This is a genomic window from Dolichospermum sp. FACHB-1250 (assembly GCF_014696335.1).
Taxonomy (GTDB): Bacteria; Cyanobacteriota; Cyanobacteriia; order Cyanobacteriales; family Nostocaceae; genus Dolichospermum; species Dolichospermum planctonicum.
In genome coordinates, this window is the sequence record NZ_JACJPZ010000037.1 from 1 (window position 1) to 24,798 (window position 24,798).

At 40.1% G+C, this 24,798-nt stretch carries 22 protein-coding genes and 3 pseudogenes; 4 read left to right on the forward strand and 21 right to left on the reverse strand.

The window, feature by feature from the left end; translation table 11 throughout:
• The 4 genes and pseudogenes from H6F39_RS13855 to H6F39_RS13870 all read right to left on the reverse strand — a co-directional run.
• Positions 1–233, reverse strand: a pseudogene (locus tag H6F39_RS13855) (addiction module component); the annotation flags it as partial.
• A gap of 27 nt (positions 234–260) precedes the next feature.
• The gene (locus H6F39_RS13860; protein WP_242028648.1) at positions 261–773 is read right to left on the reverse strand and encodes an IS607 family transposase; all 513 of its coding nucleotides are present in this window, start codon (positions 771–773) and stop codon (positions 261–263) included.
• A gap of 147 nt (positions 774–920) precedes the next feature.
• Positions 921–1,175: pseudogene (locus H6F39_RS13865) on the reverse strand (hypothetical protein); the annotation flags it as partial.
• Positions 1,176–1,252: 77 nt separating this feature from the next.
• Positions 1,253–2,875, reverse strand: a complete 1,623-nt coding sequence (locus tag H6F39_RS13870) for a hypothetical protein (RefSeq protein ID WP_190396878.1) — start codon at positions 2,873–2,875, stop codon at positions 1,253–1,255.
• A gap of 559 nt (positions 2,876–3,434) precedes the next feature.
• On the opposite strand from H6F39_RS13870, the gene H6F39_RS13875 reads away from it, so the two are divergent.
• Both H6F39_RS13875 and H6F39_RS13880 read left to right on the forward strand, forming a co-directional pair.
• Positions 3,435–4,046, forward strand: a complete 612-nt coding sequence (locus H6F39_RS13875; RefSeq protein ID WP_190372108.1) for a peroxiredoxin — start codon at positions 3,435–3,437, stop codon at positions 4,044–4,046.
• Positions 4,047–4,154: 108 nt separating this feature from the next.
• The gene (locus H6F39_RS13880) at positions 4,155–4,700 is read left to right on the forward strand and encodes a peroxiredoxin (RefSeq protein WP_137909592.1); all 546 of its coding nucleotides are present in this window, start codon (positions 4,155–4,157) and stop codon (positions 4,698–4,700) included.
• 35 nt (positions 4,701–4,735) lie between these two features.
• Here the strand turns inward: H6F39_RS13880 and H6F39_RS13885 are convergent, their stop codons facing one another.
• The 16 genes and pseudogenes from H6F39_RS13885 to H6F39_RS13960 form a co-directional block, all read right to left on the reverse strand.
• The gene (locus tag H6F39_RS13885; protein ID WP_190396879.1) at positions 4,736–6,649 is read right to left on the reverse strand and encodes a tetratricopeptide repeat-containing serine protease family protein; all 1,914 of its coding nucleotides are present in this window, start codon (positions 6,647–6,649) and stop codon (positions 4,736–4,738) included.
• A gap of 29 nt (positions 6,650–6,678) precedes the next feature.
• Complete coding sequence (locus H6F39_RS13890; protein WP_137909590.1) at positions 6,679–7,512, reverse strand: serine protease; 834 nt, start codon at positions 7,510–7,512, stop codon at positions 6,679–6,681.
• A gap of 163 nt (positions 7,513–7,675) precedes the next feature.
• Complete coding sequence (locus H6F39_RS13895; RefSeq protein WP_137909589.1) at positions 7,676–8,344, reverse strand: COP23 domain-containing protein; 669 nt, start codon at positions 8,342–8,344, stop codon at positions 7,676–7,678.
• Positions 8,345–8,660: 316 nt separating this feature from the next.
• Positions 8,661–9,299, reverse strand: a complete 639-nt coding sequence (locus tag H6F39_RS13900; RefSeq protein WP_190372105.1) for a COP23 domain-containing protein — start codon at positions 9,297–9,299, stop codon at positions 8,661–8,663.
• Positions 9,300–9,387: 88 nt separating this feature from the next.
• Positions 9,388–10,572, reverse strand: coding sequence for a DUF1565 domain-containing protein (locus tag H6F39_RS13905; protein ID WP_190396880.1), 1,185 nt, complete (start codon positions 10,570–10,572; stop codon positions 9,388–9,390).
• Between the two features lie 530 nt (positions 10,573–11,102).
• The gene (locus tag H6F39_RS13910) at positions 11,103–12,170 is read right to left on the reverse strand and encodes a hypothetical protein (RefSeq protein WP_190396881.1); all 1,068 of its coding nucleotides are present in this window, start codon (positions 12,168–12,170) and stop codon (positions 11,103–11,105) included.
• Between the two features lie 41 nt (positions 12,171–12,211).
• Positions 12,212–13,201 (reverse strand): hypothetical protein, encoded by a 990-nt coding sequence (locus H6F39_RS13915; RefSeq protein ID WP_370539393.1) that lies wholly within the window; start codon positions 13,199–13,201, stop codon positions 12,212–12,214.
• Between the two features lie 606 nt (positions 13,202–13,807).
• Positions 13,808–14,076 (reverse strand): annotated as a pseudogene (locus tag H6F39_RS13920) (DnaJ C-terminal domain-containing protein); the annotation flags it as partial.
• A gap of 72 nt (positions 14,077–14,148) precedes the next feature.
• Positions 14,149–15,165, reverse strand: a complete 1,017-nt coding sequence (locus H6F39_RS13925) for a hypothetical protein (protein WP_190396883.1) — start codon at positions 15,163–15,165, stop codon at positions 14,149–14,151.
• Positions 15,166–15,323: 158 nt separating this feature from the next.
• The gene (locus tag H6F39_RS13930; protein WP_190396884.1) at positions 15,324–16,397 is read right to left on the reverse strand and encodes a hypothetical protein; all 1,074 of its coding nucleotides are present in this window, start codon (positions 16,395–16,397) and stop codon (positions 15,324–15,326) included.
• Between the two features lie 542 nt (positions 16,398–16,939).
• On the reverse strand, positions 16,940–17,923 hold the full coding sequence (locus H6F39_RS13935; RefSeq protein WP_137909294.1) for a DnaJ C-terminal domain-containing protein: 984 nt from the start codon (positions 17,921–17,923) through the stop codon (positions 16,940–16,942).
• Between the two features lie 116 nt (positions 17,924–18,039).
• A complete protein-coding gene (locus tag H6F39_RS13940; RefSeq protein WP_137909295.1) occupies positions 18,040–18,549 on the reverse strand; it encodes an AAA family ATPase in 510 nt (169 codons plus the stop codon).
• A gap of 61 nt (positions 18,550–18,610) precedes the next feature.
• Positions 18,611–19,900, reverse strand: coding sequence for a glucose-1-phosphate adenylyltransferase (locus H6F39_RS13945; protein WP_190396885.1), 1,290 nt, complete (start codon positions 19,898–19,900; stop codon positions 18,611–18,613).
• Between the two features lie 291 nt (positions 19,901–20,191).
• A complete protein-coding gene (locus H6F39_RS13950) occupies positions 20,192–20,668 on the reverse strand; it encodes a DUF29 domain-containing protein (protein ID WP_137909297.1) in 477 nt (158 codons plus the stop codon).
• A gap of 229 nt (positions 20,669–20,897) precedes the next feature.
• The gene (locus H6F39_RS13955; protein ID WP_137909298.1) at positions 20,898–21,722 is read right to left on the reverse strand and encodes an Rpn family recombination-promoting nuclease/putative transposase; all 825 of its coding nucleotides are present in this window, start codon (positions 21,720–21,722) and stop codon (positions 20,898–20,900) included.
• A 107-nt stretch (positions 21,723–21,829) separates the two neighbouring features.
• Positions 21,830–22,042 (reverse strand): hypothetical protein, encoded by a 213-nt coding sequence (locus tag H6F39_RS13960; protein ID WP_137909299.1) that lies wholly within the window; start codon positions 22,040–22,042, stop codon positions 21,830–21,832.
• Between the two features lie 336 nt (positions 22,043–22,378).
• Here H6F39_RS13960 and H6F39_RS13965 point away from each other — a divergent pair, with 336 nt between their 5' ends.
• Positions 22,379–23,476, forward strand: a complete 1,098-nt coding sequence (locus H6F39_RS13965; protein ID WP_190396886.1) for a DRTGG domain-containing protein — start codon at positions 22,379–22,381, stop codon at positions 23,474–23,476.
• A gap of 69 nt (positions 23,477–23,545) precedes the next feature.
• Here H6F39_RS13965 and H6F39_RS21185 read toward each other — a convergent pair whose 3' ends face one another.
• On the reverse strand, positions 23,546–24,490 hold the full coding sequence (locus H6F39_RS21185) for a Ycf66 family protein (RefSeq protein WP_190396887.1): 945 nt from the start codon (positions 24,488–24,490) through the stop codon (positions 23,546–23,548).
• Positions 24,491–24,587: 97 nt separating this feature from the next.
• Here H6F39_RS21185 and H6F39_RS21000 point away from each other — a divergent pair, with 97 nt between their 5' ends.
• Positions 24,588–24,722: a hypothetical protein gene (locus tag H6F39_RS21000; protein WP_255501575.1), complete on the forward strand. Its 135-nt coding sequence runs from the start codon at positions 24,588–24,590 to the stop codon at positions 24,720–24,722.
• The last annotated feature ends 76 nt before the right edge of the window (positions 24,723–24,798 follow it).

Consider the following 24,798-nt stretch of genomic DNA (forward strand, 5'->3'; position numbering starts at 1 on the left):
AACTTAGCAGGTAATTGGTACTTGTCTTTAGATGTGCGTAGCTGTTTGTCAATTTCAAATTTAGAAATGCCCCAAGCCTTTAAAGAGCCGAACTCATTCCACAAGTCAGAGCGCAGTTGTCCTAAACGCAAAGCAATTAAATCAAGTTCGTTAGATTTCCACGTATTTAGTTTTTTAGTCCCTAAAATGGCGGTTCTCGTAACGGTTAACTGATTTTTAACTTTGAGTTTCATGAACTTGGTTTGCTACGTCTTTTACTATTATATTCCTATTGACTCGTATTCGCTACTATTTGTTTCATGAATATTTTGCTCTTCGGCTATTTTTTTCTTGTAAGCCCGAAGAAAGTAAAGTTTGGAGGAAAAGCAGTGCATGATAATAAAATCCTGCATTAACTCTTCGTGGGATGATAGCTTGGCATTGTTCACCACAACAATTTTGCAGCCGTGAAGGTTGCAAAACCACTCAACGAAGTCAAAACCAAACCTGCATAACCTGTCCTTGTGTCCCACCACAATTTCAGAGATTTGATTTTCCGCAACTTGAGTCATTAATTTAAGAAAGTTTTTCCGCTTCCAGTTCATGCCACTAGCAACATCCTTGACGACTCGACATCCTGGGTAAGTTTTACCTAAAAATTCTATTTGTGTGTCAAGGTCTAACAACTGGGTTTTTGTGCTGACACGGGCGTAAAGAACCCGTTCTTTATCCGTTGGAACTGTTTTGATAAAGGCTGACTCTGGATATCTCCGGTGTCCCCCAGGGAAATACATTCTATTTTCCCTAAGTCAGCCCATTCTGCCGTCGTCTTAGGGAGGTAGCCAAATTGTTTGTAAACTTGTTCTGGGGTTAGGTATTTCATCTTTCGGTTAAATACGATTAACCCCAGTATACTACGTTATTTCGAGATTAGAGAGTATGGCTAATCTTTCTTTAACAACTTCTTCTCCTAATTTACCTTTCAGGTTTTTAATAAAAACATCACGGACTGGGGAGGTGCGTTTATATTTTTCCGTCATTAACCAACAAAATTCCCGTAATGTCTTTAATCTATCACCAGAAATAATAGTTAATTCACTATGTTGACCTTCAACTTCGCAATGAAGTAGACAACCAGATTTTAACCTGTTGAGAAAGTCAGACTGTAGCGATCGCAGTAGAGTAATCCAGTCCATTTTTCATTAACTTATATCATATCTGTCGGGGCTGGTAATTGCTCAGGTTTTCCTCCCTCTTACCCTTTGACAAATGATTATTGAGGATTTTTTCTTTCTTCTTTGATTTGGCGTAACTTTTGGATTAGTTTTTTATGAGACTCAGTATTGCCCGCAAGGGAATTATCTTTATGTGTCGGTAAAGTTACAGAATTAAGAGTATTTACGGTGGCAGTTTCAAGGGTCTTCTTAGTATCCGGGGGTGTAGATACTTTTTCTGGATTGGGAGTTAGTACGGGTTGTGTTTGAGTTGTAGATACTTTTTCTGGATTGGGAGTTAGTACGGGTTGTGTTTGAGTTGTAGATACTTTTTCTGGATTGGGAGTTAGTACGGGTTGTGTTTGAGTTGTAGATACTTTTTCTGGATTGGGAGTTAGTACGGGTTGTGTTTGAGTTGTAGATACTTTTTCTGGATTGGGAGTTAGTACGGGTTGTGTTTGAGTTGTAGATACTTTTTCTGGATTGGGAGTTAGTACGGGTTGTGTTTGAGTTGTAGATACTTTTTCTGGATTGGGAGTTGCAGAAGGTTGAATCTTAGAACTTACTCCAGAAGCATTGAGATTATTTTGGAACTTGAATTGGAAAGGATAAGAGCTAATCAGTTGCTTATCGGCTTGAGGTGGATTATCCTTGAAATATGCTCTTACTTTAGATTGTAACTGAGGCGATATACTGGTCTCTTGGAATTTAATATCTAAAACCTTGCCATCTGAACCTATGAATGCTGCTCCCGAAACTGTACTTTCCATCTCTGCTGTATCACTAGGGATGGTTTCACGAATTACACCTTTTTCTTTGACATTCGGATATTCCTGTTGAATGTTTTGTCTGAAAGCGCGATAAGATTGCAGTTTAGCCACCAATTGCTCAGTTCCCTTACTTTTAAATTCAGACTCGGTTGTGAGTATTTCTGGTGATTTACTTAGAGAATTGTCTGTTAAAGCTATTTTTTCCTGTTCTTGAGGAATTTTAATCACATTATTTTCTGATTTCACTGTTTGTGTTGGTGAAATTTCTGTTGACGTTCTACTGCCAATATCATACTGTGCAGGAGATGGATTATTCAGTGGTTCTCCAGGTATTTCATTATTCTGCTTGAGTTCTGGTAGCCTATTAATTGCTAAGGGTTCGGTTTCTGGGATTCTCTCGCTGAGATTATTGACATCAGGAGACGCTGAGGGAGTATATCTGGCTTCTAATCTAGGTATTTCTCGCTGTGAATTGCTGCGAATCAGTCCCAAGATAGCTTGTCTACTAGGCAGAGAAGAGATGTTATAGTTGGTTGGTGAGCTAGGAATAGGTGAGCTAGGAATAACTGATAATGGTGGATTAAAGGATTCTGGTTGCAAAGGGGGATAGATAGTTGTTAAGTTCCCCAAACTAGCGCCCGGTAGTTGCTGCTGTAGTGGTAGTTGGGGTTGCTGTAATGGAAGCTGGGATATTTTGGGAGGTTGCGGTAATCGCTTTTGATCAGCTGCGCTCAATTCCATGAGCGGAACTGCTTTCGATGGGTCAATCTTCGCAGAATTACTAGAGTTAACTGGCATTAATGGCACAATTAAGGCAATGGCACCATGGATACCAAGGGAAGCTATAGCCGCTATTCCAGTGGGTTGGCTCAATATTTCCGGTATGTTTTTGAGGACGGATACGTAAGACATAATGTTATCGTTTATTGAGATTGGTTAAGGTTGAATAGAAGTTTTATCAACAGAGAATTTAGGACTTATCTTCATGATCAAGTGTGAAGTATCAGTGAAGTATCAATAGTGAGGTTAATGGACATAATGCCCCTCATGCCCAAATTGATTAATTCCCGAATTTGTGTCTTGTGAATTATTTTTTTATATTTTAGACTATTTTGTCATTGCCTGTATCTATCCTAATTCCTAATTAATAATTTCCACTGCGGCTAATTTCAACAGGAAAAATCATGATATTCTAAGTTTCTGTTTTCGTTTCTGTTTTACCGGTTCCCTGTTTTCTAAAGTTGAGGAATCTCGGCTATTTTTCAGTATTACTAGTGTTAATATTTACTTCTTTTGCGCTTACTTAATTATGTTATTATGTTTGCCGTCAGCGTTGGGACTATGATCTATTATCTCATAATAACAAAATAATATATAATTAGATGATAACTGTGTAGATAAGTAATTTTCATTTAACTAATATGCCCAGGCTGCAAAATAGATATAAGTACCAAGAAGGAGAGTTAGGTTAATGATGTTCACCTACGGAATAGAGGGATGCCTCCGCGTTGGTCAACTAGCTCCCGATTTTACAGCAACAGCTGTAGTAGATCAAGAGTTTAAACCAATTAAATTATCTGATTATCGCGGTAAATATGTTGTTCTGTTTTTCTACCCCCTGGATTTTACCTTTGTTTGTCCTACTGAAGTTACTGCTTTTAGCGATCGCTATGCGGAATTTAGCAACCTGAATACGAAAGTTTTCGGTATTTCCGTTGATAGTGAATTTTCTCACCTCGCTTGGATGCAAACAGATCGTAAATCCGGTGGTGTTGGTGACTTAAATTATCCCCTGGTTTCTGACATTAAAAAAGAAATTAGCGCCGCTTACAACGTTCTCGACCCCTCCTCCGGTGTTGCTTTACGTGGTTTGTTCATCATTGACAAAGATGGTATACTTCAACACGCTACCATCAACAACATGGCTTTTGGTCGCAGTATAGACGAAACTTTGAGAATCTTACAGGCAATTCAGCACGTGCAATCTCACCCAGATGAAGTTTGTCCTATTGATTGGCAACCAGGAGATAAAACGATGAATCCTGATCCCGTCAAGTCTAAAATCTACTTCTCTACTATTTAGATAACTGGTTAGATAACTGGGGATTAGGAATTAGTGCTTACAAATTACTTAGAAATTACTTAGAAATTACTTAGAAATTACTTAGAAATTACTTACAAATTACTCTTTATGCTGACTGCAACTGATTTTACTGGCTTATTTAATGAGAGATTTTTCCATAACTTTTTACCTATACCAGCCTTAGATAATTTTAGATTGGGTGTAGGAACACCTGATTTTAAATTATCAGATATTACTAACAACACTGTCATCAAACTCTCTGATTTCCGAGGTAAACAACCTGTAATACTGGCATTTACCAGAATTTTCACAGAAAAGCAATATTGCCCCTTTTGTTATCCCCATATTCAAGCCATAAATGAAAATTATGAACATTTCCAAAATCGGGGAATTGAAATTCTATTAATTACTAGCACTGACAAAAAGCAAAGTCAAATCATCGTCAAAGATTTGGGTTTAAAAATGCCATTATTGAGTGATCCTAGTTGCCACACATTTCGTACTTATAAGACTGGACAAGCATTAGGAGCGCCTTTACCAGCGCAGTTTGTGTTAGATAAAGATGGAAAACTGCTCTACAGGCATTTATTTTCCTTCTTAAATCATAATGCCAGTGTAGAGACACTTCTAGAAAAATATAGCGGTAGGCAATAGTTTGGATTCGCAACGGCTATCTTGTTAATTAGCTCTCAATCGGGACTAACAGGTTCTAACTTACCCGTACGTCGATTATAACGATAACTTTTAGACATGAAACTGGGATGAGGAAGTACACAATATTTTTTACCATCAATCACAATTGATACTACTTTTTCCCCAGAGTTACAGGAGACATCAGTTAATTCCCAACTTTTAATTAGCTCTAAATTGGCATCAACAGGTTCTAACTTACCTGTAGCCCGATTATATTGATAACCTTTAGACATTAAACTGGGATGAGGAAGTACACAGTATTTTTTACCATCAATCACGATTGATACTACTTTTCCCCCAGAGTTACAGGGGACATTAATTACTTGCCAACTTTTAATTATATCCACATTTGGGTCACTAGAAGAATTAGAACTTGGTTTTGGCTGTGGTTCTGCTGGAGAATTAGAACTTGGTTTTGGCTGTGGTTCTGGTAGAGAAACAGGATTTTTAATATAACGTCTTGCAAATATTTCCGAGGCCTTTTGGTAATCTGAAAGTGCATTTTGAAAATCACTAGTTAAAGTGTAAGCTATGGCGCGATTAATGTAAGCATTAAAATCATCAGGATCAATCAGAATAGCTAGAGTTGACACTTTTATAGCTCCTGGATAGTCTTTTAAGTTATTAAGCACATCTGCCTGAATAGTGTACCCATAACTGTTGCGAGGTTCGAGACGAATAGCCTGTTTAGAAGATTCCAAAGCCGCTTGATATTTTCCCATTTTAATATAAGCCATACCTTGATGGGCATAGGCATCGGCATAGTTAGGGTTGAGACGAATTGCGCGGTTAAAATCCTCAAGGGCTGCTTGATCATTTTGTAAGAATAGCTGACTCCAACCCCGGTTGAGGTAGGCATCTAAGTAGTTAGGATCAAGAACAATAGCTTGGTTAAAATCCGTCAGGGCTTCTTGATGTTTGCTGACCCAGGTATATGAATATCCTCTTTTGAAGTATGCTTCTATATATTTAGGGTCTAGCTTAATTGCTTGAGTAAAATCTTCCGCAGCTTCCCGATAATTATATTGATCTAGTTTAGTAATACCCCTACCATAAAAGTCTCTTGCTGACTGAGGATTATTTAAATTATTAGCAGGTTTATTCGTAGGACTATCATCCTTCTTCATGGGGGTGTTTTGAATAATTGGCTCATTTGTAGCTAAAAAAGTATTAATAGGAATCCCGGCATTAAATCCCGTTTTTTGTGTCACCACTGCTCCGGTTTCCGTTTTATTCTTAGCTGAAGTATCAGCTAACCCGTGAATTGCCACAACCCTACCAGCAATATCAAACACCGGACCGCCACTATTACCAGTTATAGTTTTGGCATCATAAATCAAACCATAGCCATTAATAGCTTTACTAGCGCGAGAAACAACCATTCCGGTAGTAAAAGCAAAGTCTCTGGCAGATCCAACTTTACCAAACACCGCTGGAAACCCACCCACAAAGACATCAGCGCCCTCTACCATTTGGTCAGAGTTTCCTAAGGTAGCAATGGGATAATCTTCTGTAGCGACAAAAGTAGCTATAGCTAAATCCGCGTCATTTTTAGTTTTTTGTAAAACTTTAACATCTTTAACAGGGTAATCTTTGCCCGTGTTTGTGCGTACAGAATAGGTAATATCTGTAGCGCAGGTAATTTTTCCTGCCCGTCCTAAATCATCACATACCACATGATTAGCCGTGAGGACAGTGTAAATATTACCTTGTTTAGCAATAATTACACCTGAACCTCCAGGAGTAAGATCACCCTCTGCATTAATTTGGACTGAGGTATTTTTAGCAATTTGAGCAATCTTTTGGGTACTAACAGTATCAGCAGCAGATGTTGGTAGAGAAATTACAATAGTTGCGATTACTGCCGTAGTCAAGATGGTATAATTTACCCTGGTGAAATATAAATTCATATCCTGAGTTTTTTTGTATATCTTGGTAATTATGTTTGATCTTGGTTAACCATTTCTTGTTCTTTGAGAAAATCAAGAACATTGTCAATAGGAATAGCCCAACTAAGAGATTCCATTTGCAAATAATCTTCTTTTTTTGGTATGGTACCATCGGTAAAGGTAAAAGCATCAATACCTTGAAAAGGATACTTTAATAGCCCATTAATCCCAATTAGTTCACCCTGCTGATTTAAGGCAGGTCCTCCACTCATGCCTTGAAAAACATCATTAGTGCTGCCTAATTGATAACCACCAGGGAGAGTTTTGTCCAGCTGCATTTTAATAGTTCCAGTTTTGAGTTGAAAGGCTTTAACTCCCCAATGGCGGGTTTCTTCCATTTTAGTGATCTTCTTACCCTTGAAGACAAAATGCCAAGCGGGAAAACCAGAGGCGTATACTGTTTCACCCTCAGAAATAGCTTTTGACTTTGGCAATGTTACCACTTGATAATCCTCTGGACTAGTAAATTTCACCAGTGCTAAGTCCAATTTTTTTGTATTAACACAATTAACTTGCTCTGCTGGATAAATGTTACCATCAGCAGTCAAAATTTCATAACCATCTTCAGGACTATCAGTAACTACATGATTATTTGTTAATACTGTATAAGTTTGCCCTTCATGTTTAATAACTACCCCTGAGCCAGAACCAAATTTAGTGAAAATTCTGACAGTTACTTGATTGGCAATTTCGGCGGCGGTAATATCAAAATTTATAGAAGACGTAGCACCCAAAACTACCGGGTGGGAATGGGCATACAACTGAATCACAGAAAACGTTGTAATAAATAGTAAAAAGAATCTGCGAGCTATGGGAGAAAACATGATTATTAAACAAAAAATGGGGATTAAATCATGCCTACAAATTATAAGAAATTATATGTTAGCAATTAGGGAAGAGATCAAAACTTCATCTCTTCCTTAACTACTAATTACAAATGACTTTTTTCCTGGATTAACTCAGATAACTAGCAACTTGAGTTAATAATTACAAGCCACGTGAATCATCTCTAACAGCAGGTTTTTTCGCGCCTTGGCCAATAGACAGACCACGGTTACTTTTTAGCACATCTTCCAATTTGATCTGCACACGACCTTCTGTTTCCCGAACTACACCGGCGCTACTACCTTCACGACTAATTTGCATGATTTGGGCAAGAACTTGGTCTGCTTTTTTGGCGTTTTCTGGTTTGAGAGTAAACAGAGTATTGCGACCATCACAACCAGTGTCATTTGCGGAAATTACACAAATCACACTGCTTTTGTTGACTCGACCGGTCATCAACACAACATCTTTGAGGCTACCACCACTGTTAGCTACAGCCTCACCTAATTTCTTGGTGACGATTTGGCAACGCTTTTGAGGATTAAATTTATCACCAAAGTATTTTGAAGTTTGAGAAGTCCAGATAATGACGGGAATAGGCTGTCCACCGGGGCGCTGACCAACGGTAGCCACGTTACCCTTACCCTGGGATACACAGCTAAATTTAGTTCCTGTGTTGGCTTCCTCCGATGGGTCTACATTTGAATTATTACTACTAGTATCCACTTTATTATCTACAGGTGGTAAAGCTTGAACTGTAGAACCCAAACCAACAATGCTAGACAAGGCTAAAGTAGCAACTACAATCGCTGTTTTCAATTGATATTTCATAAGACCTCTAAATGTTAAAAAGAAGAAGAAATGAGACTTTTAGGGTTTCCAGTTAAGGATGTGAGAGAATATTTTGAAAGTTGTCAAGTTCACCCATCAAGTTGACTGCATAAGGCCTCCGGGAAACCTTTTCTATGGGGGGAGAGGTTTTGAAACCCCCATTCCCAAAACCAAGGTTTTTCCTTTTCCCTTTCTTCGTCAAATAAGGTTAGGGCGATGGGGGAAACTACAGTCGGAGAATTAGCTTTGCAGGAGCTAATTGTTTTATTGTTTTGAAGCAATTAAACTTAATACTTTCCAAACATCCTCTTACTTATTATAAACCACCAGTAGCTGGTTTAATTCGAGCAGCACTTTTCCCTTTTAGCAAAGCAGTCAATTTGACCTGGACACGACCCCCGGTTTCCCGAATTACGCCAGCACTAGAACCTTGACGACTGATTCGAGCTATTTGGGTAAGAACTTGGTCTGGTCTCTTGGCATTTTTCGGGTTTAAAGTAAACAGAGTATTGCCACCATCACAACCAGTATCGTTGATGGAAAGTACGCAAATGACGGTTTTATTTCCTACCGTACCGCTGGTCAAGACAACATCTTTGAGGCTACCACCACTATTAATTACAGCCTGATTAAATCTTTCTGTCACGATTTGGCAACGGCTTTGAGGACTAACTTTCTGACCAAAATATTTGGAACTGTCTGAAGTCCAAATAATTACGGGAATGGGTTCTCCACCAGGTCGCTGACCAATGGTGGCCACGTTACCATTTTCATCAGATACACAGGTGAATTTAGTTCCTGTATAAGCTTCCTCAGAGGGATCTAGATCTGAATCAGCACTATCATCTATAGTATTATCTACTTTTGGGAAAGCTTGAACTGTAGACCCCAAAGCGAAAATACTGGATAAGGCTAAAGTTGCTACTATGATCGCTGTTTTCAATTGATGTTTCATAAGACCTCGTAAATATTAAAAAAATTGGAAGAGATAATCTAAGACTTTGCTTTTCTGTAACTATTAAATGTCACTTTGATACAGAAACCTATAAACCCTCTCCTGGACGAGACGAAGTAGATGTAGGAGAATCTGCTAAAGCTTTAAGGTTACCAGTAGCCTGATTATATTGGTAACGTTTAGCTGTTAAGTCAGGATGGGGCGTAATGCAGTATCGTCTGCGACTCATGATGATGGTGACTACTTCACTACCAGAGTTACAGTCCATAGGTGTTAGTTCCCATTTTTTTAGCAGTGCTATGTTAGGATCACCGGCGGATAAATCAGCGGTTTGTGAAGAATCAGGTGTTTCTGTCGTTGTGACATCAAACATGGTGTTGTTTTTCGTAGCATTGTGGAAGTTATAACGACCATTATTAGCAATGACATTGCCACCTGGGTTATTACTAGTCCCCAAATCAGGTAAAGCATCATGAATGAGAACAATACCATCACGTTTGTTATTCTGAATTGTGTTTTTACGCACTAAAGGTTTAGCAGATTCAGAAATCACTATACCGTCCTTGTTTTGAATAATTTGATTTTCTGTTAGGGTGGTTGTGGAATCATTACCAATGGCTAAACCAAAGCCGTTATTCTGAAATAAATTATTACGAATTTCCCCCTGGCTTGATTTGGTTAGGGAAATCCCGTTGGCACTATTTCGCACAAATCGGTTATTTTCAATTTTAGGATTTCCTGTACCTGTAACAAAAACTCCTTCTCTAGCATTGTTAATAAAGGTACTGTTTTTGATAGTTGGGTTAGTTGATTCTACCCATACACCTGTACCCCTTTCATTGGTGTTGGTGACGGTTAAACCTTCAATTGTGGTATCTTGATCTGCCAGGATAGTAATATTCTGTTTAGCAAAAATGCTACTGATATAATCACCACCACCAGAAATAACTACCCTCTCACCTTTGCTGGATTCATCACCCCGTAATGTTACCCCTCGTTTGAGTTTGATCGGGAATGATTCGCTGCTATAATTACCGGGAGCTAATTGAATAACTGTACCCGTTTCAGCCCGACTCATAGCATAAGTAATGGTTTTATACGGCTTTGCTGATATTCCAGCTTGATCAGGATCTAAACCATTAACAGGGTCAACATAAATTATTGATGAAACTGGCGGTAATTGGGCTTGTGCTGCAAAGGTGACACCCAGTAAACTAGATATAGCTAAGGTTGTCACTAAAAAAGAGTTTCCTAATCCAAACTTGTTTCTCATTAATTACTCCCTGACTTGAGGAATACATCTTTTATTTATTACATAATACACTATAAATACTAAAATTTTATCAAAGTTAACATATAAATTTTATATAAATTTTTCCCCTCTTTTCGCCTCTTTTCCCTCGTTTCCCAAAAGAGCCAGGGAATAGCAGCGGGAACTTCTACTGTGTTTACTGTATTTGCGGCTTTGCCGCAAATTCTCCTTCCCAGACTCCATCTGGGAAGGAGTTCATCAGTGCCAGAGGCAGATACAAAAGATTACGGGTACAAGAGGTGATTATCAGGGCTTTAGCCCTGACTAAAAACCAAAAAATTCAAAAAAATTATATTTTTTTGTGCCACTTGCATAAGTCATACCTGAGTCAAGAACCGTTCAGATTTACCGTCCTACAGAGTACGGACTATAAAAACCTGGACTTTGTTAGCATTTTTTAGGTTTTTTAGGTCGGCATAGCCAGCTTTGTCACCTACCACAATTCAGCAACTCCCAGGTATTGTTCGGAGTTGCGTCTGCGTAATTAAAGGTTATTTGATCACAGTTTTCAATTGTTTGAGTATGCCACCAATGCCGACGAAACCGCCATTGCGAGAGAGATTCTTAACAGCTTGCGGTTGACTTTGCAGGATAATCGAGTTGTAGGCAACAATAGCGTCGTTTAGCTTATTGATATTGACACTTATGCCAGCGCTGCCTTGAGCAATGATAGTAACCGGTTTAAAAGGTTTGGTGCTGGCTACTAGCTGTCCTGATGTTGCTAGGGCTAGGGGCTGATTTGGCAAGGAACCTTTAGAAGAAGCAAACAAACCAGTTAGGGCTGTGACTAGTGCTGTTGCTCGTTCCAGGGTAATACCCCCAGCAGTGAAGCTGTTTGTTACGTTAGCCGCAGCCTGTTGTGCACCAGCACCACCTGTCAATAGCGTAGCAATGTCAGCAGCATCAACACTTACAGTTGTACCACCTGTTGTACCACCTGTTATACCACCTGTTGTACCACCTGTTATACTGTTAAAATTCTGAATAATAGCGGCACCCAACTGATTGATTTCAACCTGGTTTTGTGCGGCAAGGATGAGCACAACAGTCTTTCCCGTTTCACCATCTGTGACAGTGAGGCTAGATGAAGTTGATTCTACGGTCGCTGCTGTAGGTGCAACTGTTGCAGTTGTGTCACCACCTGTAGTTGTAGCCAAGGACAGCTTTCCGTCCGTGGAAATACCAGCTGTAATGGTAATTTTAACACCAGGTATTATAGGAATGGTGACAGGAGTTCCCGCCGTTGTTGTTGCTTGTGTTGTTACGGCTGTTGTTGTTACTGTCTCTCCTCCTATCGTTGTTGTTGTTGTTGTCGTTGCTGCTCCTGGTGCTCCTGCTGCTGCTGCTTCTGTTGCTGGTGTTCCTCCTCCTGCAGCTGCTCCTCCTCCTGTTGGCAGTGCTGCTGGCGGCACTGAGAAAGGGGTAATTGTTGAACCTTGCATATTATTGCCACTCCCAGAGCCAGGTGCATTACCTCCAGCTTGGCTGGGTAATTGCCAGACGGCTAATGTTAATGGACTCAGACCGAGAGCAAAAATGAGATTTCTGATTTTCAACATGATGATTCTTTAAATTCTAAATATTCTAGATATGGAAGTGTTTATTTAGGCAAGAAATTGAAACCATAACCAATGCTAAAGGCAAATATCGTGCCGCCCGTGCTATTATCTGTGAGATCCACACCTTGGAGTGTAATGGTTAAAGGTATGGTTGGTACAGGAACTAGGGAAGCTCCAAGGTTTAAACCAACTCCACTCCAACCTAGACCCACACCGACTTGGGGATGAACTTGCACACCGACTCCACCAAATACACCAGTACTGGCATTACCTTGGCGGAAACTGCCACCCCCAACCCCAGCCGAGAAGGAGATGGGCATTTTATTCACAGAGTCATTAGGCTTCAAAAGGGAGTAACTTGTCACCACACCATAGGCACTGGAAGGTCCGGTAGGGTCAGTACCATAATTGGCAAAGGTATTCCAGCCAGCAGCTACACCAACTTGATTGGTTCCTTTAGCATAGACAATGCGGTGAGCTTTGAGGTCAAAGCTGCCATTAACTCCAAATTTTCTGATACTATTGTTGCTGTAAGCGAATTCCAGACCAACTAGTTTCTGGGAATCTCCTAAACCAAAACCGAGACTAGTACTACCGTCGATCACATTTCTCGTTTTACCAGCGGTCGTTCCTGATAATCCTACAAATGCGTCACTCATGTTAGCCCCGAAGGCACTCGGCCCAGCAAAACTGAGTCCAGGTGGGTAGGTGGGCTTAGGAGCTGGTGCTACTTTGATCTTAATCAGGGGTTCAATTAGTAAATCCTGGCGGATTTTATCAACATCATCTGGATTACCTTCTCCAGTTTGTGCAATTAGCTGTGGTTGGTTTTGCTCAGGAACAGATGCCACTGTTTTTTCTAATTCTGCGGCGGCGACTACCTGTTTGGTATCGGTTACAGAATTAGCTTTTGCAGTTTTATCGGTGCTTAATTCACTGTTCTGGTTTTCAGTTATTATGTCATCTGCGGCAGATGCGGAATTAACTGAAATGGCTGTGGTCAGGAACAAAGTGGGTAGGGTTAGCGACAAACCCAAGTAGATCAACTGCTTCCAATGATTCCTTAGTATAACAGAATGCTTTTTACTGATCAAAATATCACTCCTCACAAGATGTTTGTTATGCGGTGGCGAAAGTTTATATACAGAAACTTTAATCTAGGACATCTGATGATATACACGGACATAGAGTCTTAAAAACCAAAGTTCTTAACTCGGCATATCGCGCTAACGCGCCGCCACGCTAACGCAATGCTTTGAGGAAAATCCCCAAAGCGCCTTTAATAGTTTTCTGGGCAAATGCCCTGAAGCTATTTTTCCCGGTGTGACTCGGAACCGGTAAACTGTAATACGTACATAAAAGATAACAATTGATCTAGTACGCAAATAAATGCGATCATCAATTGCCCGCCATTATACCATGAACCTAACTTTAAAAGCAAGATAGATCATGAGAAAGAAAGTATATATTTTTGAATAGGGGTGTTCTCAGAAATAAAATGCCCTGTTATGCTGTGGCTAGATCCCATAAGGTAGGAAGTGAAGCATTTTCGAGAGTTTTCACGACTCTGAATTATTAACAGGGGAGAAAAAATGACAATTTTAGCTCATTTTTATGGGGAATATTGTAAACAATCTTTACAATTTAACTTGTGCTAAATGGCTGCGGGGGTTATAGGTACGGATAGCCCTGATTTTCTCATAGTATTCCCGTTCTTGGGGATTGAGGTCTTTTGGCGGAGCGCGATCGCTACTTTGACCAATTGATCACCACGTCCACCCTTAGTTAGCGGCCAACCTTTACCACGTAGGCGCTGAGATTGACCAGAACGAACTCCTGCTGGTAATTTGACATTAACATGACCATTGGGGTTGGGAACATCAATAGCTGCTCCTAATGTAGCTTCGCAAGCTCCGTCACCTACTACAATTCAGCAACTCCCAGGTATTGTTTGGAGTTGCGTCTGCGTAATTAAAGGTTATTTGATCACAGTTCTCAATTGTTTGAGTATGCCACCAATGCCGACGAAACCGCCATTGCGAGAGAGATTTTTAACAGCTTGCGGTTGACTTTGCAGGATAATCGAGTTGTAGGCAACAATAGCGTCGTTTAGCTTATTGATATTGACACTTATGCCAGCGCTGCCTTGAGCAATGATAGTAACCGGTTTAAAAGGTTTGGTGCTGGCTACTAGCTGTCCTGATGTTGCTAGGGCTACGGGCTGATTTGGCAAGGAACCTTTAGAAGAAGCAAACAAACCAGTTAGGGCTGTGACTAGTGCTGTTGCTCGTTCCAGGGTAATACCCCCAGCAATGAAGCCGTTTGTTACGTTAGTCGCAGCCTGTTGTGCATCAGCACCACCTGTCAATAGCGTAGTAATGTCAGCAGCATCAACACTTCCTGTTGTACCACCTGTTGTACCACCTGTTGTACCACCTGTTGTACCACCTGTTGTACCACCTGTTGTACCACCTGTTGTACCACCTGTTATACTGTTAACATTCTGAATAATAACGGCACCCAACTGATTGATTTCAACCTGGTTTTGTGCGGCAAGGATGAGCACAACAGTCTTTCCCGTTTCACCATCTATGACAGTGAGGCTAGATGAAGTTGATTCTACGGTCGCTGCTGTAGGTGCAACTGTTGCAGTTGTGTCACCACCTGTAGTTGTAGCCACCGACAGCTTGCCATCCGTGGAAACACCAGTTAAAATGGTGATTTTAACACCAGGTATTATAGGAATGGTTACAGGAGTTCCCTCCGTTGTTGTTGCTTGTGTTGTTGCTTGTGTTGTTCCTTGTGTTGTTCCTTGTGTTGTTTCTGTTGGTGTGGAAAAACCACTAGTTTGTGAAGCACCAGTAGCAGCGCCAGCATCAACACCAGCTGTACCTTTACTGGGACTGGAACTCTGGGCTTGGTTTGGTAACTGCCAAGCAAATGACAGTAGAGGACTCAAGCTGAGGGTAAAAATGAGATTTCTGGTTTTTAACATGATGATTATCTAAAATATACAACTGTTTGACAATTGATGCTATCGTCCCTGATTCCCTGCACTTTTTTTGACTTTAATATCTCTTAAAATCCTTATATCTAAGGTTTTTAGGTTATATTATATGGCGTTAGCCATGCTACCCTATCAGCAAGCTCTATTTATTTAGGCAAGAAATTGAAACCATAACCTATGCTTAACGCAAATGTTGTGCCACCTACGCTGTTATCAGTAAGATCCGCACCTTGGACTGTAATTGTTAAGGGTAAAGTAGGCACAGGTACGAAGGAAGCACCAAGGTTTAAGCCAACTCCACTCCAACCTAAGCCCACACCGACTTGGGGGTGAACTTGCACACCCGCTCCAGCAAATACACCAGTACTGGCGTTACCTTGCCTAAAGTCCCCACCTCCAACGCCCAGGGAGAATGAGACGGGCATTTTATTCACAGGATCATTAGGTTTTAAAAGGGAGTAACTTGTTACCACACCATAGAGGCTGGAAGGTCTGATTTCTTCACTACTGTTCTTGGTCTGATACTGAGCAAAGGCTTTCCAGCCAGCAGCTACAGCAATTTGATTGGTTCCTTTAGCGTAGACAATGCGGTGAGCTTTGAGGTCAAAGGTTCCATTAGAACCAAAGTTTTTGACACTACCATTGTTGAACGATAATTCCAGACCAACTAGTTTTTCGGAATTACCTAAACCAAAACCGAGGCTGGTACTCGCGTCTATGTCATTTATAGAGTTACCCCTATTACCAGCGGTTGCCGCTGATAATCCTACAAATGCGTCACTCATGTTAGCTCCGAAGGCACTCGCTCCAGCAAAACTGAGTCCAGGTGGGTAGGTTGGCTTAGGATCTAGTGCTACTTTGATCTTAATCAGGGGTTCAATTAGTAAATCCTGGCGGATTTTATCAACATCGTCCGGATTACCGTCTCCAGTTTGTGCAATTAGCTGTGGTTGGTTTTGCTCAGGAACAGATGCCACTGTTTTTTCTAATTCTGCGGCCGCGACTACCTGTTTGGTATCGGTTACAGAATTAGCTTTTGCAGTTTTATCGGTGCTTAATTCACTGTTCTGGTTTTCAGTTATTATGTCATCTGCGGCAGATGCGGAATTAACTGAAATGGCTGTGGTCAGGAACAAGGTTGGTAGGGTTAGCCATAAACCCAAGTAGATCAACTGCTTCCAATGATTCCCTGGTCTAACAGAATGTTTTTTACTGCTCAAAATATCACTCCTCACAAGATGTTTGTTATGCGGTGGCGAAAATCTGGCGTTGCTGATTTGATGTATGAACATTATTTTTAATGATATTCAACCCTTTGTAGTGGAGACGTGACCTGGCTAGGTATTTTCGGCTCTACACATAAATTCATACTTGGTTTCAGCAACGCCGAAAATCTATATAGAGTTAATAGTTTTCTGGGCAAATGCCCTGAAGCTATTTTCCCCAGTGTGACTCGGAATCGGTAAACTGCAATATCGATAAAAAAGACAACAATTGATGTCAGTACGCAAATAAATGCGATCATCAATTGCCCGCCATTATACCATGAACCTAACTTTAAAAAAAGATAGATCATGAGAAAGTAAGTATATATTTTTGAATAGGGGTGTTCTCAGAAATAAAATGCCCTGTTATGCTGTGGCTAGATCCCATAAGGTAGGAAGTGAAGCATTTTCGAGAGTTTTCACGACTCTGAATTATTAACAGGGGAGACAAAATGACGATTTTAGCTCATTTTTATGGGGAATATTGTAAACAATCTTTACAATTTAACTTGTGCTAAATGGCTGCGGGGGTTATAGGTACGGATAGCCCTGATTTTCTCATAGTATTCCCGTTCTTGGGGATTGAGGTCTTTTGGCGGAGCGATCGCTACTTTGACCAATTGATCACCACGTCCACCCTTAGTTAGCGGCCAACCTTTACCACGTAGGCGTAGAGATTGACCAGAACGAACTCCTGCTGGTAATTTGACATTAACATGACCGTCGGGGGTGGGAACATCAATAGCTGCTCCTAATGTAGCTTCATCAGGGGTAATGAAGACTTCGCAGACCAGATGATCACCTTCCATTTGGAAAAAGGAATGGGGTTGTAATTCTACTTTCAAGTATAAATCCCCCCGTTGTTGCGTTTGATGGTTAATTTGGCCTTTTCCCTTAATCCGTAAGCGAGTACCAGCTTTAGCACCAGCGGGGATACGCACATCAATAGTTTCAGTTCCTAAACTAAATCGTTTCTCGACACCGGCAAATGCTTCGCCTAAAGTTAAAGTAATTACTGCTTCTGTGTCTTGTGTTCTAGCAGCGTCTTGAAAAGAAAAATCGTTAAAACCCCCATATCTACCACCTGTTCTCCCAGTGGAGGTAGAATCTGTGGCGGTTTGTCGTCCACTGCGAGGACCAGCGCCACCAAATAATTCATTTAAGAAGTCATTAAAACTGCCGTATTGTCCGAAGTCAAAGCCGCCCATATCGGCACCAGGACCACCGGAGGGGAAACCTTGACCGGCTTGTTTCCAATATTGACCAAATTGGTCGTATTTTTTGCGTTTATCTGGGTCTGATAAGACTTCGTAGGCTTCATTCACTTCTTTGAATTTTGCTTCGGCCTGTTTGTTGTTGGGGTTAACATCAGGATGATATTTACGGGCTAATTTGCGAAAAGCCTGTTTAATTTCTTCCGATGTGGCGGTTTTAGTAATTCCTAAAATTGCATAATAGTCTTTAAAGTCCGTTGCAGCCATTTACTAGCCTCCTGTGGAAATTTAGGTTATGTTTTTTCTAAAATATGAGATCTACTGTTTTCTTGGTCTAATGCCGAAAAGAGTCTAAATATTAAATTAACAAAAAGTTCCCAAAGTTAAGTGTGGTTTTTGCCGAATGTACCAGGGCAATTCCCGCACTCTTGCCATTGTGAACAAGAAATCAACTCATCTATTCCTTCTTCTAAGCTGGGGGGGGCATCCCGGATTTGGCGGTGCATTCGGAAAATGATGTCTTCGGGAACTTGACGAATTCGTCTTTGATTTCGGGCTAAACATAGCCAGATTGGGGTTCTAAGCCAAATTCCGGTAATATGAGTCAAGCCAAAATCACGGGCTAGGGTAATCACTGCTCGACGATTTTTCCTTTGGGCGTTGGTAGCATCGAAAATCACTCCTTGATCCAAGGTTATGGCTTGTTGAAATTGTCGTTCTATTTCCCGCCAAATTAGCGGCCAAGCCCCTTGAATTGCTTCAGAACCAAAAATTTGCCCCCGGATGGCATCTGTGGAAATTAGCTGCATCTGGGAGCATTCTGTTAATAGTTGTTTTGCTAAGGTTGATTTACCGCTACCAGGAAGACCAATCAGCAAAATTAATTTAGTCATTAGTCATTAGTCATTAGTCATTAGTCATTAGTCATTAGTCAAATAACGAACAACTGACTAACTAGATGATTGTTCCATGGGGAATGACAGCGTTTTTGAGAACGACGACAATGCCACTACGAATGTAAAAGCCTTGTTTTTCCCGTTCTGCTTCTTGGATGTTGTCTTTATTGATGATTTTCACATCGTGACCAATGCGGGCATTTTTATCAATGATGGCCCGACGAATAATGGTGTCTGTACCAATACCGACGGGAATATCATTTTCTTCTAGGCTGCATTGTCTCTCTACAAATGGCTGATAATAGTCAGCACCCATGATCAGGGTTTCTTCAATTGTAGTTCCTGATTCTATGCGCGATCGCACTCCTAAAACTGAATGTTGAATCCGGCAATCTTTCAAGATACAACCTTCACCAATCATAGATTCTGTGATTTGGCAATTCAATAGTTTAGAGGGTGGTAGATAACGAGCGCGGGTATAAATTGGTGCTGCTTCATCGTAGAAGCTAAAGGGAGGGAGGGGTTGCTTAGTTAGAGCTAAATTGGCTTCATAAAAAGATTCAATTGTCCCAATATCTTCCCAATAATCATCAAATAAGAAGGCTTGAACGTTATGATCCTTAGCTGCGTCGGGAATAATTTCTTTACCAAAGTCAGTCCGTTCTAAAGATTCTTTTAGCAATTTAATCAAAACATCTTTTTTAAAGACATAAATCCCCATGGAGGCGATATATGGCTGTAATTGAGCTTGTTCTGGCGTTAATCCTAATATGGTAGTATCAACACGCATTTGCGCTAAGGCTTCCCCTTTGGGTTTTTCGCTAAAGTCAATTACTCTCCCGGCTTGATTAATTTTCATTAAGCCAAAATCCGAAGCCCGACGATCATCCATGGGAATTACGGAAAGTGTAATATCCGCATTTGTATCTCTATGACGCTTGATAAACTGACGGTAATCCATACGGTAAAGATGATCACCGGAGAGAATCAGAAATTCCTCTACATCCCAATCCTGTAACATCCAGATATACTGACGCACAGCATCAGCCGTACCTTGAAACCAGTTGGGGTTTTCTGGGGTTTGTTGTGCGGCTAACACTTCTACAAATCCATCGCTAAACCCACTAAAGTTGTAAGCACGAGCAATGTGACGATTCAGGGAGGCTGAGTTAAATTGAGTGAGGACATAGATTTTGAATATTTCCGAATTGATGCAGTTGCTAACGGGAATATCTATTAAGCGATACTTCCCGGCTACTGGTACTGCTGGTTTGGCGCGAAGCTTGGTTAACGGATAAAGCCGAGTACCCGCACCCCCACCAAGAATGATTGCTAAAACTTTTTTCACAAAATTTCTCCCGACTGCTTTTCAATTCTCATCTACAGTTTAGGACTCTATGTAGCAACTGATAAAGATAAAAGCAAAGAATCTTAGGGATGAATTTTCAAGTGGGAGTTAATGGGAAAATGTAGAACTTATGTACTATAATGACGTTTCTATCCAGGATATAAATTACGTACAGCAGCTTTCAGCGGTCAGCGGTCAGCATTAAAGCTTTTTAGTACAATGTCGTTTTGATTTTAGCTTTGATTTTAGTTTGGCTCTCAAATCTCAAGTCAGGGAAAGAGGAAAAAAATTTCAGCCTTGATTTTTTTCGATTGGCAACCAATCATCTAAAATTTGTGCTAGTGAAGCAATGGGGATAAGAGGGAAGATATCAAGGGGAAGTTGAGAGCGATCTGATGCTTCTAATCTAGCATCTTGATAACATTGGTCAAATATTTCTAAAATGTAAGGTTTTAAACTTGGACTATCTTTAAGAGATTTCTTAATCTGGTTGCGAAATGTCCTAATTTCTCCTAGCCAATGTCCTTGATTACGTTCTCTTTCACTATCCCAACATTTGAGTTTTAGTAGATGTACAAGCAACTTAGTTAATAAACTTTCAATTGCTCGCTTCTCACTTCTACTTATAGTTTCTAATTCTTCTAATAAATTCTCTAAATCAACAGCAGAAAATTGTCCTGTGCGAAGTTGGTTAATGGTTGTTCTTATCCACAGGTAATAGTCTTGGTCGTATAAGGTTTGAGTTGTGGTTTGTGTTGATGTAACCATATACTGGTGAGGATTTTGCTATTTATTTTATTTTAGCTTAATTTGTTGATGAACTATTAGGACTTCCCACAAGTCACGGAATATAGCTATTTAGCCTAACTTCATAGAGAATCATATACCAACAGAATGCGATCGCTCCCTGAAATTAACTCAAAGCTGAGAGCGATCGCCTTCCGTGGGGTTAAAGTCAGTAATGCGATCGCCAAGTCTATCAATTGGCATTATTCGCTCAAATTCTTTTAATAGTTTCATAAGATAAGCCAGTTGATTCTGCAATAATTTCTATGGCTATATTTTGCTCTTTCAAAGCTTTAGCAACTTTCTCAATACCGGACTTCTCACCTTCTTCAAAGGCTGTATCAAATACATTTTTCACTTCTAAATACTGCACTAAACTCTTCTTATATTGTTCATACTGCTCCACATTTAAGTGAGATATTTCCGCTATTTCAAACCCTTTCTGAAATATTGGTTCATTTAATATCACGGGTATATGATTAAAACTTTCTAAGTTCTTCAAAAAATACAGCCATTTATCAAAATGCGTTATTAATTCATTTTCTTGTTTATTAAATAATGGCATTTGTAAAAATTTAAAGTTTAACTTATCAAAGAAAATATCACCATCTTGATCCTTTAGACACACATCGCGCCTAAATTTAGATGTTATATTTTCGTCATACTCGAAATCTAAAATGGCGATAAAATAGACGGGTAGTAAAAAGAAATTCCAATCGCCTTTTTCTGATTGTTCACGAATGGGGAATGTGGAATAGAATAAAGCTCTATCTTTGAAATTCTTGATTTTTGCTTTTTGCATTTCCACAATAAACTTATCACCAGTTTTACTTTCGCAGTAAATATCAAATATGGCTTTACGTTCTGCTATGGTATCAGCTAGATTTTCCGGATTTTTAAAGGTTAATTGTTGAATTTGATGATGTATTGGTAGAAGTTGGTTGAGAAAATCCATGAGTAGATCTTTACTGCCTTCTTCTCCGAATAGTTTCTTAAAACCGAAATCTGTATAAGGATTAAAATATTTTGTGGACATAACTACTCCTCCAAGATTATTTTATGAAATACTCGCTGAATAACTATGTATTTAGAAAACTCTGTCTAATATTTTCTGAATCAGAACATTAGTATCTAGAACTAGCTTCATAAAATTATCTCAAAAATTTCCTCATCGGTATAACCTGTTTGATTCTTTGCCATCAAATAAGAACGCAAAGCGCGGAATGTGTGGGTAAAAATATAATCCTCAATAGCTTTACCAATGAAACTATCAGGAGATATACCTTCAGCTTGAGTAATTTCTAAAAGTGCTGCTTTTAGTTCTGGATTAATGGTAATAGTCAGGGTATCTTGCATATTTTATTAGCCAGCTACATAATTTATTGTACAGTATCTATCAAGCCTCGGATTACTGATTACGAAGCAAATTCAGATCATAATGACATCAGAAGAAATCAAAGCTTCCATATAATCGCTGTTGTATGCCAAAAAGCATAAATTATTTATTTAAACAGATATTTTTATCTTGATCAAAATCGCTACAATAGCTACCACAGCTAGATTTATTCCCATTTAATTTTTAAGATTGGGGCAATTAAGATTGAATCAAGCTATTTACCTGCCACCAGAAAGCACTAAAATTGATAGACACCTAGCTGAGTTGTACAAACTTTTGAAATTAGGAGTGCATACGTGCCAACACTTGCTAAATACTTGCTGGTTGGATCAGTTGAAGCTTACAGTGGCAAATCTGCAACGGTTTTAGGTTTGTCTCATCAGCTAAAACTTCATGGGTTGGATATCGCTTATGGTAAGCCTTTGGGTAATTTTGTCAAGACACCAACAGGAACAGTAGTTGAGGAAGATGTCCAGTTTATTACTCATAACCTGAACCTTCCAGACAACCGTATTGCTCCCACCTTATTGTCTTTAGATGAAATTACCGTCCAGAAACGCTTACAGGGAGAAGACACAACCAACTATCAACAGTTACTAGTAGAGAAGTATTCACAAATACCAAAGAGCAATTTGGTCTTATTAGAAGGACCTGCAAACTTATCAGAAGGAAATTTATTTGGATTATCCTTACTGGAACTAGCAGAAAAATTAGATGCTCCTGTACTCTTAATTAGCCGTTATCAATCACTAACTTCTATTGAAGGGTTGTTGTCTGCTAAACAGCGATTGGGTAAACGGTTAATGGGTGTCGTAATTAATGAAGTACCCGAAGAAAAATCAGAGTTAGTACAAACCCTGTTGCGTCCATTCTTGGAAAAACAGGATATTGCTGTACTAGCAACATTACCCAAAAGCGATATCCTTCGCAGTGTGAGTGTGGGCGAATTAGTTAAGCAGTTAAACGCTGAAGTTCTCTGTCGAAGCGATCGCCTAGATTTATTAGTCCAAAGTCTAGCCATTGGGGCAATGAATGTCAACTCTGCTGTGAAATACTTCCGCAAACGTCAGAATATGGCGGTAGTGACTGGGGGGGACCGGGTGGAAATTCAACAAGCAGCCTTAGAAACATCTACTCAATGTCTGATTCTGACTGGACAACTACCACCTCCTGCATTTATCCTTAACCGGGCCGAAGAGCTAGAAATCCCGATTTTATCCGTGGATCTGGATACTCTGACCACAGTAGAAATCATTGACCGCAGCTTTGGTCAGGTTCGCGTCCATGAACCAATTAAAATAGAGTGTATTCGCTCTCTTATGTCTGAGCATTTTGATATTGATCGTTTATTATCCCAATTGGGATTTAATCCAGCAGGGACAAACCCCCTGTAGTTGCCCCTACTATCATAAATTGCCCAGTTTCCCTTGATTTATGGGAATCAGCAGCGTAAATCCCCTCAATTACTCCTCCTCTGGTTTATTGAATGGGATTTTTTCTGGTAATGCTTCCCCGTCTGGTTGAACTTCCTCAACGTTCATGGCAGGGTTTTGAGTTGCTTCTGTGGTTAATAACTCCGATGTCACTGGATTTGGGGAACTTACTTTTAGTTCAGTGGCAGCATCCTTAGTTTCTGCTTCTAAAACAAGTACCTCAGTCTGAACTATCTCTACCAGAGTTTCAGTTTCTGCTGCTATCAGTGATTCTGAAACAAATACTTCAATTTGAGTTATTTCTGATAGATTTTGAGTTTCGGCTGTCGCAGGTCTTTCTGTTGTCGGAATTACCTGTTCTTCTTGCGGCTGAATAACTGGTGCTGTTGGTGCTAGTTCTACTGTTTCTAAAACAGGTGATGGAGAAAAAGTCTCCTCTGATAAAGCTTGAGTTACAATTGCTGGGGTGACATTTAGCGACTCATCTGGTAATTTTGAGGGTTGAGTTGCTTGAGTTGTACCTGGCTGTAAAATCTCTTGAGTAGTTTTGATAACTGGCTGTTGATTTACAGTCTGTGACGGCTTTCCTTTTGCACCACTAAACACACTACCAATGAATGCGGATAATTGTCGAAATTTCTCTTTCACAGAAAACTTTGACATTTGTTCTTGGAAACTAATTTTAATTAGCTCAGGACTGGGTAAAGGAGTTTGCTGTTCTTCGGGGGCCAACTGTCGCCGTAATGAGAGAGTTTGTGACACAAACCATACTAACAGTGCCACACTGGCTATATGACCCAGTAACAGCCCTCCACTAATTCCAGGTGCAAAAATCCATAGTACCAAGGCGTAGAATAACCCAACTCCACTCCAGATAAAATCATTCTGGCGATGGATTTCTGGAAAAAAGAAGGCTGATAGGTAAATGGCTAAACTACCAAAAGCGACTACCAACGCTATAAAATAGGCCAGCATTTTTTAATACTCCTTACTATTTCATGAAAGAAAGGGAACAGGGAAGAGGGGAGAGGGAAGAGGTGAGAGGGGACAGGGGACAGGTGACAGGGGACAGGTGACAGGTGACAGGGAAGAGGGGACGGGGGACGGGGGACGGGGGAGAGGGGACGGGGGAGAGGGGACGGGGGACGGGGGAGAGGGGACGGGGGACGGGGGAGAGGGAAGAGATAATAAAGAAAATAGGGGATAGAATAAGGATATTTAATTTTTATTGCCTCTTGCCTCTTGCCTTTCCTTGCACTATGTATTTTAATTTTGCAAATTTT